This window comes from Salipiger sp. PrR007 (genome assembly GCF_010499845.1).
GTDB lineage: Bacteria > Pseudomonadota > Alphaproteobacteria > Rhodobacterales > Rhodobacteraceae > Salipiger > Salipiger pacificus_A.
In genome coordinates, this window is record NZ_JAAGOZ010000018.1 from 1 (window position 1) to 13,558 (window position 13,558).

Annotated in this window: 15 protein-coding genes and 2 pseudogenes; 4 read left to right on the forward strand and 13 right to left on the reverse strand. The window is 61.1% G+C overall.

Annotated elements, in window-relative coordinates; translation table 11 throughout:
* Positions 1-138: 138 nt before the first annotated feature.
* The 12 genes and pseudogenes from G0Q01_RS08495 to G0Q01_RS08550 form a co-directional block, all read right to left on the reverse strand.
* Positions 139-309, reverse strand: a pseudogene (locus G0Q01_RS08495) (cytochrome c); the annotation flags it as partial.
* A gap of 331 nt (positions 310-640) precedes the next feature.
* Positions 641-1,672, reverse strand: a complete 1,032-nt coding sequence (locus tag G0Q01_RS08500) for an IS110 family transposase (protein WP_043775737.1) — start codon at positions 1,670-1,672, stop codon at positions 641-643.
* A gap of 113 nt (positions 1,673-1,785) precedes the next feature.
* Positions 1,786-2,555 (reverse strand): IS5 family transposase gene (locus tag G0Q01_RS08505; protein ID WP_240504185.1). Its coding sequence is split into 2 segments (ribosomal slippage): positions 1,786-2,219 and positions 2,219-2,555, totalling 771 coding nucleotides; the frame shifts between segments, so codons are not numbered across the junction.
* A 45-nt stretch (positions 2,556-2,600) separates the two neighbouring features.
* Positions 2,601-2,975, reverse strand: a complete 375-nt coding sequence (locus tag G0Q01_RS08510; protein WP_370526696.1) for a c-type cytochrome — start codon at positions 2,973-2,975, stop codon at positions 2,601-2,603.
* Complete coding sequence (locus tag G0Q01_RS08515) at positions 2,962-3,456, reverse strand: DUF411 domain-containing protein (protein ID WP_043772565.1); 495 nt, start codon at positions 3,454-3,456, stop codon at positions 2,962-2,964. Before G0Q01_RS08515 ends, G0Q01_RS08510 begins: the two co-directional genes overlap by 14 nt.
* Positions 3,456-4,385 (reverse strand): exo-alpha-sialidase, encoded by a 930-nt coding sequence (locus tag G0Q01_RS08520; protein WP_235939872.1) that lies wholly within the window; start codon positions 4,383-4,385, stop codon positions 3,456-3,458. Before G0Q01_RS08520 ends, G0Q01_RS08515 begins: the two co-directional genes overlap by 1 nt.
* Before the next feature lie 17 nt (positions 4,386-4,402).
* Positions 4,403-5,068 carry a multicopper oxidase domain-containing protein gene (locus G0Q01_RS08525; protein WP_235939874.1) on the reverse strand — a complete coding sequence of 222 codons (666 nt, stop codon included), beginning with the start codon at positions 5,066-5,068 and terminating at the stop codon, positions 4,403-4,405.
* Between the two features lie 528 nt (positions 5,069-5,596).
* Positions 5,597-5,797 (reverse strand): annotated as a pseudogene (locus tag G0Q01_RS26775) (hypothetical protein); the annotation flags it as partial.
* A gap of 58 nt (positions 5,798-5,855) precedes the next feature.
* Positions 5,856-7,280 carry a mercury(II) reductase gene (merA, locus tag G0Q01_RS08535; protein ID WP_043772569.1) on the reverse strand — a complete coding sequence of 475 codons (1,425 nt, stop codon included), beginning with the start codon at positions 7,278-7,280 and terminating at the stop codon, positions 5,856-5,858.
* A gap of 4 nt (positions 7,281-7,284) precedes the next feature.
* Positions 7,285-7,518 (reverse strand): mercury resistance system transport protein MerF, encoded by a 234-nt coding sequence (gene merF, locus G0Q01_RS08540; RefSeq protein WP_082033411.1) that lies wholly within the window; start codon positions 7,516-7,518, stop codon positions 7,285-7,287.
* 4 nt (positions 7,519-7,522) lie between these two features.
* A complete protein-coding gene (locus G0Q01_RS08545; RefSeq protein WP_038068071.1) occupies positions 7,523-7,828 on the reverse strand; it encodes a heavy-metal-associated domain-containing protein in 306 nt (101 codons plus the stop codon).
* Between the two features lie 18 nt (positions 7,829-7,846).
* Positions 7,847-8,236, reverse strand: coding sequence for a mercuric transporter MerT family protein (locus G0Q01_RS08550; RefSeq protein ID WP_043772411.1), 390 nt, complete (start codon positions 8,234-8,236; stop codon positions 7,847-7,849).
* A gap of 75 nt (positions 8,237-8,311) precedes the next feature.
* Between G0Q01_RS08550 and G0Q01_RS08555 the strand changes: the two genes are divergently transcribed.
* Positions 8,312-8,728: a helix-turn-helix domain-containing protein gene (locus tag G0Q01_RS08555; RefSeq protein ID WP_043772414.1), complete on the forward strand. Its 417-nt coding sequence runs from the start codon at positions 8,312-8,314 to the stop codon at positions 8,726-8,728.
* Between the two features lie 57 nt (positions 8,729-8,785).
* Here G0Q01_RS08555 and G0Q01_RS08560 read toward each other — a convergent pair whose 3' ends face one another.
* Entirely contained in the window at positions 8,786-9,856 is a 1,071-nt protein-coding gene (locus G0Q01_RS08560; protein ID WP_043872360.1) for a hypothetical protein, read from the reverse strand.
* Between the two features lie 226 nt (positions 9,857-10,082).
* On the opposite strand from G0Q01_RS08560, the gene G0Q01_RS08565 reads away from it, so the two are divergent.
* The 3 genes from G0Q01_RS08565 (at position 10,083) to repB (ending at position 13,498) form a co-directional block, all read left to right on the forward strand.
* Positions 10,083-10,964 carry a recombinase family protein gene (locus tag G0Q01_RS08565; RefSeq protein WP_164213298.1) on the forward strand — a complete coding sequence of 294 codons (882 nt, stop codon included), beginning with the start codon at positions 10,083-10,085 and terminating at the stop codon, positions 10,962-10,964.
* 366 nt (positions 10,965-11,330) lie between these two features.
* Positions 11,331-12,530, forward strand: coding sequence for a plasmid partitioning protein RepA (gene repA / locus G0Q01_RS08570; RefSeq protein ID WP_028288490.1), 1,200 nt, complete (start codon positions 11,331-11,333; stop codon positions 12,528-12,530).
* A complete protein-coding gene (gene repB, locus G0Q01_RS08575) occupies positions 12,530-13,498 on the forward strand; it encodes a plasmid partitioning protein RepB (RefSeq protein WP_233678008.1) in 969 nt (322 codons plus the stop codon). The genes repA and repB overlap by 1 nt, the downstream gene beginning before the upstream one ends.
* Positions 13,499-13,558: the final 60 nt, after the last annotated feature.

Sequence of the window (13,558 nt, forward strand, 5' to 3'; positions counted from 1 at the left end):
GCCGGCTGATCGCCGCGACCGCCGTAGTGGGGAATTTTACTTCGGCGCTTTTGGGGAAAATTAAGACGGCGTTGACAAATTGGTCCCCCGGTGGATCGGTTTTGGTCGAAAGATACTATCCTGACACCCTGTCGATCTTCACCCGCCCGTGTCATTGGCCGAAACTTCGGCTTGGAACTCACGTTGTCGCTCAGGCCAGGTGCTCTTGATGTAGACGAGGATAGCCGCGATCTCTGCGTCTGTCAGATCCTCTCCGAAGGCCGGCATGTCGCTCTCGTATCCCGGCACGACGGCCCCGACCCCGCCTTTAGGGTCAGGACTTCGGTAACGGGGTCGTTCCAGTCAAGCGGTTTTGCGCATGCGGGATGCGCCGCCAAACTGCGGTTTTGTGTCTTGTACACTTGATCTGCCTACCTTCTCGACAGCCTTCGTCTGAGATCGACCCGGGTGCATGCTTCGGTCCGTGGTCAGCGCTGTGGCCGCCAACATGATGCTGGTTCAATGCAATTCCGATGTGCCCATCTCATTGGCGTGCTCGATACGATCGGCATCAGTCCTGAGCACGGCATCACCGGAACCGCGTCCCGTGGGGACCTCGAAGGCCCGCGATTAGGCGGGCAGCAGTCTGGAAACCGTATCTTCAGCCGGCATGAAGCACCGGAATGTCGAAGCGGAATTCGGTGTCATCCTTCCACATGCGGTGCAGGATCACGGCGATGCGCCGGGCCAGTGCAACCATCGCGCGCTTGGCACCACGTCGGCGCGCGATCTTCGCGGCCCATGTTCGCAGCCATGTCGCCCGCCCGCGATGCATCATCACGGTTGCCGCCTGGCACAGGGCACGGCGGAGGTTGACGTCACCTGCCTTGGTAATCCCGCCCGAGATGTCGCGCTCTCCCGACTGGTTTCGCGACGGCGTCAGGCCAACCCACGGCCCAACCTTCTTCGAGGAAGTGAACCGGGCGGGATCATCGACCGCAGATCGATAGGTCAAGGCCACGACAGCGCCGATCCCGGGCATCGACATCAACCGGCGGCAGACCGGATCTTCCTGCGCGAGTTGCCGGACACGGCGTTCAAGACCCGCCAATTCTCGCCGCAGCGCCGACCGCGCGCTGAGCATGGGTTCGGTTGCCGCTTCCAGCATCGGATTACCTGCTGCCAGTTCGCGGATACGCTGTTCGAACCGGCCACGTGAAATGGTGCCGACCTTGAGGCCGAAGTTCCGAAGTAGCCCCCGCAGTGACATCTCCAGTGTGATGAACCCTTGTTGCACAGCCTTACGGGCGCTGAGCACAGCGCGAACCTCCTGTGCAGACACCGATTTGCAGTGAACTGGCCGGAACCAGCCGAGGTGCAGCAGACGCGCGATACCTTCGGCATCACGCCGGTCCGTCTTGATCGGCATGGCCTTCAGGGCTCCTTTGACCTGCCGAGTTTCCATCAGCACGACAGGTTGTCCTGCCTCTGATAACCCGCGATGCAGCCACTGCGACAAGGGACCGGCCTCCAGCCCGACAGCTGCGATCGCGCCGTCCTGATCGTTGATCCAGCGCAACAGCGACTCCGGCTCGCTCGCCACCTGCGCCTCCTTCAAGATCTTCCCATGCTCGCTGATCACGCAGATCGCGGTCATCTCCAGTGACACATCCAGTCCGACAAACAGCTTCATCTCGCAGCCCTCCCAGTGGATCCGATACGGGAATGGCGCCAGCTTGCCCTCGATTCTGCAACGGTAACGGGCGGGTCGCGACGCAGGCCCCGTTACGGCATCTCATTCTCTCGTCATAGCCAGAACATGACGGTTGCGGCGAGGGCGACGGCGGAGAGGAAGACCTTCGGGCACCTGTCGTAGCGCGTGGCAACCCTGCGCCAGTCCTTCAGGCGGCCGAACATGATCTCGATCCTGTTGCGGCGTTTGTAGCGGCGCTTATCGTATTTGACAGGCTTGCCGCGCGACTTCCTGCCCGGGATGCAGGGCTTTATCCCCTTGTCTTTCAACGCATCTCTGAACCAGTCGGCATCATAGCCGCGGTCGGCGAGCAGCCATTCTGCAGATGGCAAGCTATCCAGCAGGGCCGCAGCACCCGTGTAGTCGCTGACCTGGCCTGCGGTCATGAAGAAGCGGATCGGACGTCCATCGGCATCGGTAACGGCGTGCAGTTTGGTGTTCATGCCGCCCTTGGTCCGGCCGATCAAACGACCCCTCTGATCGCTTGGCCCCCCTTTTTCGACCGCAGGCTGGTCGCCGTGCGGTGCGCCTTCAGATAGGTCGCGTCGATCATCACCGTCCTCGGAACGGCCGCCTCGGAGGCCAGCCCCTCCATCATCCGGGCAAAGACACCCTTGTCGCCCCATCGCTTCCAACGGTTGTAGAGGGTCTTGGGTGGACCATACTCCTTCGGTGCATCACACCACCGCAAGCCATTGCGATTGATGAAGATAATGCCGCTCAGCACTCGCCGGTCATCGACACGCGGCTTGCCATGGCTCTTGGGAAAGAATGGTTCCAGACGGGCCATCTGCGCATCCGTCAGCCAGAAAAGGTTGCTCATTGATCGGTCTCCTTGCGGAGGCTGAATCATGCCGAAAAAGGAAGATCAATGGGTCCTGACCCTAGTGATCTGAAAAAGCATGCGGTCTGAATGGTGCCAAGTGTGGCCTGAGTCATCATGCGGCGGGGCCGGCATTCTTCCTGTGTCAAGACGACGACGCCAATCGGGCTGACCCTCGAGGCTGGCACCATGGCAACTGGCGCAGTTGTCCGCATAAAGCTGTTGCCCTGCCATGACCTGGGATGCAAGCACGGGCTCTCCCAAAAACGTCAGTCCCTCGACACGCGGGTCAACCGGTTCCGATTGGGCCAGCACCACAACGCCGGTGGTCGCGAGCGCGGACACTAGGGCAGCGAGGTGCACTGACCGCCTGACCGTACACTTCGCCGATCGATCTTTCGGCCCCTTATTCATCGGCATAGATTGAGATTCCTTCCGGGCCAAAGGCGTAGGTCCTGAGCGTGCCTGACTTGACCGCAGCCATGCCCGGTGCGTTCGCGGGCATTCCCGGCAAGGTGATACCCGTTATCGCCGGACGGGTTTCCAGCAGCCGCTCGATGATGTCGACGGGGACGAGACCGCTGACATAGTAGCCGTCGATCTCGGCCAAGTGGCAGCCGATGCCCTGGGCGGGCACACCGACTTCGACCGAGCGTTTGTCGAAGTCGCGGTCATCCACACGCGTTACGGTAAAGCCGTGTTCTTCGAGATAATCCCCATAGGCATCACAGCAGCCGCAGCCCGGATCGCGCCAGATGGTGATCTGCCTTTCGCTGCCCGCCAGACCGGGCGCCACATCGCCTGTCGCTTGCGCCCAGGCCGATGTGGTCAGGCCCACCATTCCGACAATGCCGCTGCCAATCAGACCAAGCGCGTTTCTTCTCTGCATCATTTTCTCCATCATCGTTCTCCTGTTTCGATCCAGGTTGCGCCGCCGTCACGGCTGATTTTCAAGATGCCGCCCAACAGGGCAGCGATGTAGGTCTCGTCTCTTGGATGAACCGCAACAGCGGTCGCAGCTTTGCTCGCCCGCTTTTGCCAGATGACTCCGCCGTCCTGCGATGCCCAGAGGCCCGAACGCAGCGCGGCATACATCACTTCCGGCGCCGAGGGGGCACTGGCCAGCGACAGGATCGGTTCACCTCCTGGCAATGGCGCTTCGGACGGTGGGGCTTCACCCGCAACCAATGCGTCCATCGCATTGCCTGGCTGCACGTCCTGCCAGCGACAAAAGCAATCGGGCACCCGCGTTAGGCCAACCTCGGTGCCCGCATAGATCCAGATCCCGCCCATGCCGGTCTCAAGCTCGACCGAAGCCAGAGAAAGAAGTTCCCGCTCTGCGTCGTCGAGCCAGGGGCGGTCCATGGCGAGCGACCAGGTTGCACCGGCGTCTTCGCTCTTCCACAACCCGTCGCCGCGAAGCGAGGCATAGATCATGTCCGGGTTCCGCGAGGCGATAGCAAAGGCAGTGATTTCTCCGTCAGGCAGCCTAGCTTCAAAGATACGCCACGAAGCGCCCCCGTCTTCGGAAATGCTGACACCGCCCTCGGCCAACCCCGCAACCACACGGCCGGGCCGGTCGCGATGGGTCGCCAGCGACAGCACGTTCCCCAGTGTCTCTGCCGCGGTCCAAGTCTGGCCGGCATCGTCACTGACGAACAACCCTCGATCTGCCAGCAGGATGGTATCACCATCAAAGGCCAGAGCCGCTGGATCACTATCGACTGCAGCCTGCACAAGCCTTGGCAACACCGTGGCTAAGCCGCTACCGAGGACGGCAGCAAGAACCTTGCGCCGGTTTGGCCGACATCCAATCTCAATCGATTTCAATCTGCTTGCTCCTCTGCTCATGCGACGCGGATCACGCCCATCATCCCGGCCGCCTGGTGCTCGAGGATGTGGCAATGGAACATCCAGTCTCCGGGATTGTCGGCGACCAGGGCGATTTCCACTTGCTCGCGTGGCGCGATCAGCACGGTATCTTGCCATTCGCGGAAATCGGTCGGCACCCCATCGCGGCTGATGACGCGGAAGGAGTGGCCGTGCAGATGGATCGGATGGTCGAAGGCCGTGGCGTTCGTCATCTGGAGGACATGACTCGCGTCGCGCTCCAATGTCAGGAAAGGATCGAGCATGTGCCCTTCGGCCGCAACGCCATTGACGAACCACATGCCGCCGCCCACGACGCCACCCATCATTCCGCCCATCATACTGCCGGACTGGCTTAGGCCCATCTGGCGCTCGACCATTGCTCCCATCATACCCCCGGTGAACAAGATTTCGTGACGACGGGCCGCGTTCAGATCAGGTTCGGCAAGCGGATTGGCTGGAAGGGCAATTTCCCATTCCGGCGGCGCGGCACGCAAGGGCGTGTCGTCAAAGACGACATCCAGCAGGTTGAATTCATTATCGCGATAGGCGCGGTCGACGATTGGAAGCGTGGTTCCCGGGTCGGCAGGGCAATCGAGCATTATGTCGGCACGCATCGCCGGGCCCAGCTGTTTCGGCTTCATGGGGCGGTCGCCCAACTCTATAAACTGACCCCGTCTGTCCACGGGGTGTCACGTAGCCCTTAATTGAGCAATCATGTCAAGGAAGGATAGCCTTTCAGGTGGGTCTATTACACCAATGTCATAGCAAAAATCGACGCTATTATTTCTCAACCGATCGATCGATGCCACCGGAAAACCCATTCGGGTAGCCGATCCCGTTCACGGTCCTCATGATTTTGACATGCGCACCGGTTATTCGTTGGAATACTGGCCCTTGTTGTATTGTGCGGTCAGATGACTGGCGAAGATCTTGTCAATATTCCTGCAGCTGGGGATCTAGTCCGTGATCAGCATCAGGCCCAGATCCATCGAGTTTTGCACAATAAGCTTAATTGTCACCCCTTCGCATCCGGTATCAGGACGCCCCTGACCTACCCCAAGCACCGCTTTTTAACTTTGCCGCAACCCGTGCAATAGTGCTCAGCGAACCTTTACTGCCATTTGTCTCTACTTGTGCAAAAACGCTCCTGGTGGTGCCCATTTGGTTGCTCACATGCGCCACAATCGATACCGCCCCTGCCCCGTCACCTCCCGGATCAGGCCTCGCGCTTGCGTCCAGGCGAGATTGCGTTGCACGGCGGCACGGCTAGCGTTGGTCAGGGCCTCGCCCATCGGGGCAGAGACAAGGGGCCATTCGGTAAGCACGGCGCGCAAGGCGCGCGTGGTCTTGCCCGAAAGTGGGGTCATTTCGCCTGCCTTGCTCGTCTTAGACACGCTTGAGGGTCCAAGCTGGATAAATCTGCTCGTTTCATCCAGCGCAGCACGACAGCTTCGCGACATCCTTGTCGAAAGTCTGCGCGGCGAGTTTCAGCCCCTCGACCGTTGTCAGATAGGGGAAGATCGTCTCGCCGAGTGCCTTCGTCGTCATACCGATCTTAAGCGCCATGACCAGCGTCTGCACGCTGTCTGCCCCCTCCGGCGCCATGATCACGCCGCCAAGCAGACGGTCTGTCGCCCGGTCCGCGACCAGCTTGATCAGCCCGCGCGTATCGCGCGCGGCAAGCGCGCGAGGCACGTTGTCGAGGGTCAGCACGCTGGTCTTGACGTCATGACCCGCCGCGCGCGCCTGCGCCTCAGTCAGCCCGACCCCGGCGACCTGCGGATCAGTGAACACCACCCAGGGCATCGCCGCATTGTCGTATTGTTCGGCCCCGCCCATGACGGCGTTGCGGGCGGCCAACTTGGCGCCATAGGCGGCCATATAAACGAATTGATCGCGGTCCGTGACGTCACCCGCGGCAAAGATCCCGGGCTTTGTGGTCTGCATGTCGTCGCCAACCCGGATCGCACCGCGTGCGTCGGTCTCGACGCCCATCTCCGCGAGGCCCAGCCCCTCGGTGTTGGCGGCGCGCCCCGTCGTCAGGACGAGGCGGTCGGCCGTCAGTTCGCGCTCCGCGCCATTCACCGTCACGGTCAGCACCGCACGGTCTCCGTCGCGCCGCGCGGCGTGATAGGTTGCGCCGTCAAGAACCGTGACACTCCCGGCGCGCAAGACCTCGGTGAGCGCTTGCGCCACCTCCGGCTCGGTGCGCGGCAACAGGCGCGAACGGCAGACGATGGTAACCCGCGTGCCCATCCGCGCCATCATCTGCGCCAGCTCCACGCCGATATAGCCGCCGCCGAGGAAGATCAGGCTTTCGGGCAACTGGTCCAGATCCAGCAGCGACGTGCTGTCGAGCGTTGGTACGTCCCGGACCCCAGGGATGTCGGGCCTGGCCGGTCGACCGCCGGTGGCGACGATCACCTTGGGAGCCGTGATCCTGCGCCCGCCGACCTCGACCCCGCCGGGGACGAGACGGCCTGGACCCTCGTCGAGATAGGTCACACCCTCGTAGCCCGGCAGCAGATCGGCGTACTTCTTCTGGCGCAGTGTAGCGACAAGATCGTCCTTGGCCGCAACCAGCGCCGACCAGTCGGCGACCTGCGCCTCTCCGCTGAGGCCCGGGAAACGATGCGCCGACTGCGCACTGTGCAGGGCTTCCGCAGCGCGGATCATCGTCTTGGAGGGCACGCAGCCCACGTTCACGCAGGTGCCGCCGATGGTCCCATGCCCGATCAGCGCGACGCGCTTGCCGCCCTCGGCGGCGGTGATCGCGGCGGAGAAGCCAGCCGATCCGGCGCCGATCACGGCGAGGTCGAAATCGCCCGTGGGCGCCTTGGTTTCGAATTTCATGAACTCATCCATTTTCTTGAGATGCCCTGCGCCGCTGCCGCCGCCAGACGGCATAGATGGTTAGGCCGATTAAAAACGCCAGCGCGGGCAGCAGCACATAGTCGAGCCAACCCAGCCAGGCCGACAGGCCCACGGCGCCGAGAAGAACGACCAGGATCGGCGTGAAGCAGCAGAGCGCTGCGATGACGGTGCCGACGACACCTGTTGCAATCAGCTTGCGGTCTGTCCGCTCGGTCATCCCGTCAACCCGAGACGCGCGCCGGGTAGCCTGCATTGGCCGACGCGGTGGCGATCGCCTCTGCGCTGGTCGCGGCGGTGTCGAAGACGACAGTAGCGGTGCGCGCCTCGAAGTCGATCTCGACCGCGTGCACGCCTTCGACGCCCTCCATCGCGCGCTTCACGGTGACCGGACACAGCGCACAGGTCATATTGTCCACCGCGAAGGTGAGGGTCTGCTCGGCGGCGACGGTTTGCGCGACGGCAGGGATGGCCGTGATGGGTGCTGTGGCGGTCAGGCCGAACAGAACAAGGGCAAGGATCGTCTTCATGAGGGTGTCCTTTCGAGATCAGTAGAGAAGCGGAGCCCACCAGTCGATGGTGAGTGCAGCGAGGACGAGGATCAGGGAGGTCCAGAGAGCGGACTTGGTGATGCGCGCCGAGGATGGGCGCGCGCAGTAGGAACCGGGCTCGCAGACGGTCGGTTTGCGGAAATAGACCTGCCGGAATCCCGCCCCGATGAAGCCGAGCGAAATCACGGCGAAGATCGGCTTGAAGGGCTCCAGCGCCGTCAGGTTGCTGATCCAGGCCCCCGAGATACCGAGGGTCAGCAGCACCAATGGTCCGACACAGCAGGCCGAGGCGAGAAAGGCGCCCATCACCCCGCCCGCCGCAAGCCAGCCCTTTCGGGCGGGGCGATCCGCTGCTGAGGTGTCAGTTCTGTCGTCTGTCAGCGCCATGTCGCGCACCTTTCGTCTGTGGTTGACGATGGGTGTAGGGTCTGTAGTAGCTACAGGCTCAAGAGGAAAACCCCCATGATCGATCACGAAAGCGAGAGCAGCTTAACACGCGGCGACCTGGCCCGGGCGACCGGATGCAACATCGAGACGATCCGCTATTACGAGAAAACCGGCCTGCTGCCCGACCCGCCGCGCAGCGCCGCAGGCTACCGGATATATTCCGCCGCACACGCCACGCGCCTTCGCTTCATCCTGCGCGCCCGCGAGCTCGGGTTCTCGATGGAGGACATTCGCGGGCTGATGGGGCTCGACGATGGTGCCGCGCCGACCTGCGCCGAGGTCAAGGAGCGGACAAAACGTCACCTTGCGGACGTGCGGGCGAAGATCGCGGATCTCCGGCGGATCGAATCCGTCCTCGCTGCAACGGCATCCAGGTGTTCTGGCGCCGAAGTCCCCAACTGTCCGGTGCTCGACGCGATTTCTGGAAACTGAAAACTATGACACGAACTTCCCGAACTCTTGAAGCTCCCATGCATCGAACTGGAAGATTCAAGATCGTGCCGCTACCCATATCTTGAATCGCCCCTGGCCGGTCACCTCGCGGATCAGGCCTCGCGCTTCCATCCAGGCAATATTGCGTTGAACGGCGGCACGGCTAGCGTTGGTCAGGACCTCGCCCATCGGGGTAGAGACAAGGGGCCATTCGGTAAGCACAGCGCGCAAGGCGCGCGGGGTCTTGCCCGAAAGCGGTGTCATTTCGGCTTCCGCCCGCGCTGACCATGCTTCGACATCGTCTAGGTGCCGCATTGCTGTCAGACATGCCGTCTCCATCCCCTCAAGCCAACGCGCCAAACGATCAGCGGGTGGGCCGCCAGCGCGCAGCCCCCCTGCCCCACCCATGGCCAGAGGTGCAAAGACTGCTCCCTTGCCCTCGCTGGCCGCGATCCGCGCGGCCGTGACTGCCGCTTCCATTCGATCGCCCTGCTGCCCAAGGCCCGCAAGGCTCCAGAGGTGATAACCCGCGCAGGCACGGGTTATCGGGTGCAGCTCGGCGGCTTGCGCCATCAGGTTCAGCCAACCGCCCGCGCGATCCGCGAAAGGCTCGGCGTCATCGACCATGTTCTCGGGATCGCGACGATCGAGGAAGGCAGAAAGGTCCACCTCTGGGCCTGGTCCCCCTGTCAGACGACGTACCGCCCAACCGACACGCGCCAGTGCTGCGGGGTCCTCTTGAACGCCTGACAGGCGCATGGATATCCAAATAGCAATGCGATCCGGGCCAATGCGGTCACCCGCGAACCAGCTGAGGTCGGCAGCCTCGATCAGGGCAAGCCTGTGCCGCCATCCTTCCGGGCTGCGCTTCAGGCGGTCGTCCAGCGCGCCGACGCGACCGGCCACACGGGCAAGACGCGCGGCATGACCTGCCTCTGCTTTCCGCCAATCGTCGAGGACCTCGCCTTCACGCAGTTCGGCCCGTGGTCCTGGTGGCAAGTAATCCGGCTCCTCTTCCATCGGACCGGGCAGGAACCAAAGATCGTCTTCGGACGACTGTTCCACCTCCTCAGCGTCGAGGAAGAGAGCGTCCGATTCATCATGAAAGGCAGGCACTTGAGGCTTCATATGTGCAAAATACTGGAATTTTGCTTTTTACCCAAGGGTTTTGTCGGAATGCGCCCGCGCTCCTTATATTGCATGCGCGCGGCACGGTCTGCCAGAACTCTCTGATCGCGCTCAGCCTATGCAAACTAAGGGGTTTCTGATGAGCAGTGCCACAGAGCACGCTCTTGCATTCGTTTACAAACGGTCGTTTATTGGCAATATATTAAATTGCAAACGGCCCAGTTTCATGCCTCTGATTGGCTATGCGCGCGTCTCCACTGAGGATCAGACCCCCCTGCCCCAGTCTGAGGCACTGCAGTCTGCGGGATGCGCCGAGATCTTTGAAGAGCACGCCTCAGGCGGCAATCGCGCGCGGCCCGTGCTTGCACGTGTGCTGGAGCGGATTGGCAAGGGCGACACGCTGGTCGTCGTGCGGATCGACCGGCTTGCGCGGTCTTTGTCGCATCTTCTCGAAGTGATTGAGCGTCTGGAGGCCAAGGGGGCCTTCTTCCGCTCCCTGCAGGACCCCATCGACACCTCATCCCCGCAGGGCAAATTCACGCTGCAAGTTCTGGGCGCTGCGGCCGAGTTCGAGCGCGCGCTAATACGTGAGCGCACAAAGGCCGGGCTTGCCTCTGCGCGCGCCAAAGGGCGCGTTGGTGGCAATCCTGGGCTGCGCGCCAAGGATCCCGCTGCGCTGCGCAAGGTGCGGCTGGCGCGACAGGACGGCTACATGGAGCGCTTGAACGAAACTGCGCAGGATTGGGTGCCCCATGTGCGCCGTTTGCGCCCCGATATGGCTTGGGAGGACGTCCTGCGGATCATCAATGGCCCCCTGCCCCACGACCGCCGCTGGACACAAAGTCGCTTGCTCCGTGCCGTGAAGGCATACGTGGCGGACGAATTCCTGCCCGCTGAAGTGCTTGGACGCGCTGGACGTCGCGAAACCGACGATCGCCTGCCTGCGATTGTCACCGCAATCAAAGGTGCTGACCCCGAGATCACCTTGCAGGCAATCTGCGACCGACTGGAATCTATGCGTGAGCGCACCCCTCGCGGTCGCACCAGCTGGCAGCCTTCCTCAGTCAGAATGCTGCTGGAGCGTGCAGAGCGCCTCGGCCTTTTGTAGGCGCTAATGGTCGGCAAACCACTCTGTTCGCTCGGCCCAAATCTTCCAGAATCATCGCCTCAATTGGACGAAAACCACGTAAATATCCAACAATGCCTAGAGGTTAGTTCGCGCGAGCAGAAAATATCTCGAAGGGTGTCGGCTGCGACCGACACGGTCTTTATCGTTGATAATCAATGCGTTATCTAGCGCACGCCCCGCGCGACCAAATTGGTGCTGTGGATAACTTTTCCACTACATCTAGATTCTTCTTGCCGGACTCAGATGTTCGTGGCATTTCCATTCTGACGGCAAAACGCGTCAGACGTGGCTTCGACCGTCAGAACGACGAAGAGCCTTAGCAAAGGCCATGAGAGGCGGCAGAACATGGATGATCGAAATACGGGCTACGCGCAAGGCATCGGCTCTTCCGACATCGGAGCATTCGCAGACAGTCTTGCCGAGTCGCTTGACCGGCAGATGAAAGTTGCGTTCGAGCCAGAAGAACGCAAGTCCTTGCGCCGCTTCAGCTCGACCGAGGTCGCCGAGTTGCTGCGCGTTAGTACGTCGAACCTGCGCAACCGCCACAAAGATGGCAGCTTCCCTGAAGTTCACACTGACGGTCGCGGTCATAGGTTCTACACGGCCGAAGAAGTTGACGACCTCCGCAACATTTTGGCGCGGACAGGCAAAAATGCTGACGCGTACAGACCTGGCCGCCGGGACGGCGACCGTCTTCAGGTCATTTCGGTCGTGAATTTCAAAGGCGGCAGCTCGAAGACAACAGCGACGATCCATTTGGCACACAGGTATGCCCTGCGTGGCTACCGCGTGCTTGTGCTGGACCTCGACCCGCAAGCCAGTTTGACGACATTTTTCGGCTTCCGGCCTGAGCTCGAATTTGCCGAAGGCGGCACAATCTACGACGCATTGAGATACGATGATCAGGTTCCGCTCTCGGAGGTCATCCAGAAAACATACTTCCACAAGCTCGACATGGTCCCGGCTGGCTTGATGTTGTCCGAGTACGAAACCGAGACAGCGAATGCCCTTGCGCGCAGGGTTCAGCCGATTTTTGCAGAGCGTCTTGCTCTGGCGCTAGAGGAAGTCGACTCAGACTATGACATCGTGCTGATCGATTGCCCTCCGCAGTTGGGCTTCCTGACATTGACAGCATTGGCAGCGTCCACGGGCTTACTTGTGACGGTCGTCCCCGGCATGCTCGACATCGCTTCGATGAGCCAGTTCCTCAAACTCGCTTCGGAAACGGTCAAAGCTGTCGAAGAGGCGATTGGACGACATGTCACTTGGGACTTCGTAAAGTTTCTGATCACACGCTACGAGCCGTCGGACGGACCACAAACGCAAATGGCCGGGTACCTGCGTTCAATCCTTGCGGGCCAAGTCATGACTGAACCGATGCTGAAGTCGACAGCCATTTCTGACGCCGGCATGACTCAGCAAACCATCTATGAGGTAGACCCGAGCCAGCTCATTCGGAAGACCATTGATCGGGCTTTGACCAGCGTGAACAGCGTTGCCGATGAGCTGGAGCAGACAATCCAAATGGCATGGGGGCGTCGCTGATGGCTCGAAATATCTTCAACCAGCCACCGAAAGACGAAAAAGAGTCGGCAGCACCCTCCCCTGCCCCGGTCAAATCCTCGAAGCTACCTGGCTCGGTTGGCGGATTGCGGGATTCTCTCCGGGAAATCACTGCCAACTCAATCCGAGATATCGAACCCGACCGGATCGATATGGATGGTCTCCGAGATCGCCTGATCCTGGAAGATAGTAGCATTGAAGATCTCGCCGAAAGCATTCGCAAGCATGGTCAGCAAGTGCCGATCATGGTTCGCCCCTCTGACCAACCGGATCGATACCGCATCATCTACGGGCGTCGCAGGCTTGCAGCCATTCGAAGAGTTGGTGGAACCGTCAAAGCGATCGTTCGAACGCTCGATGATGATGCTTCTCTGATCGCGCAAGGTCAGGAAAACAACCTGCGGCTGGATCCGTCCTTCATTGAAAAATCTCTTTTTATCAAAGAGATGCAGGAAGCCGGTTACAAACCTGGCGTCATTCAGGACGCCCTAGGCCTCACCCGGCAAGGTGTGTCGAACCATCGTGTAGTCATCGAGCAGCTGCCTGACGAACTTGTCCGGCTCATCGGCCCGGCTCATGGCGTAGGTCGACGCCAATGGGGTGATCTTGCTGCACTTTCAGAGAAGGTTCCGCTTGTCGACATTGCGCGTGAGACACTTGCCTCTCTGCCTGACACCACTCCAAGCTCGGACAAGTTTCAAGCCGTCTATGTTGCTTGCTCCAGCAAGGCGCGTGGCGCAGCCGACCAAAGCGCCCGTGGCCAAACGACCGTGGTAAAGGACAATAGTGGTAGCCCTGTCGGCACACTTTCAGTCGATGGCAAGTCGATCGCTATCAAGATCACCCGCAAGGACAACCCGGAATTCGGCCAATGGCTCGAAGAGCGCGCGGAAACCACGCTGCGACAGCTTTTTGAACAATGGCAGAATGAGAGAGGCTCGGGAAGCTGATCCCCGGTCATAACCAAAAACACGAGCAGAGGAGAAAGGCGAAGACCAAAAAGAAAAGAG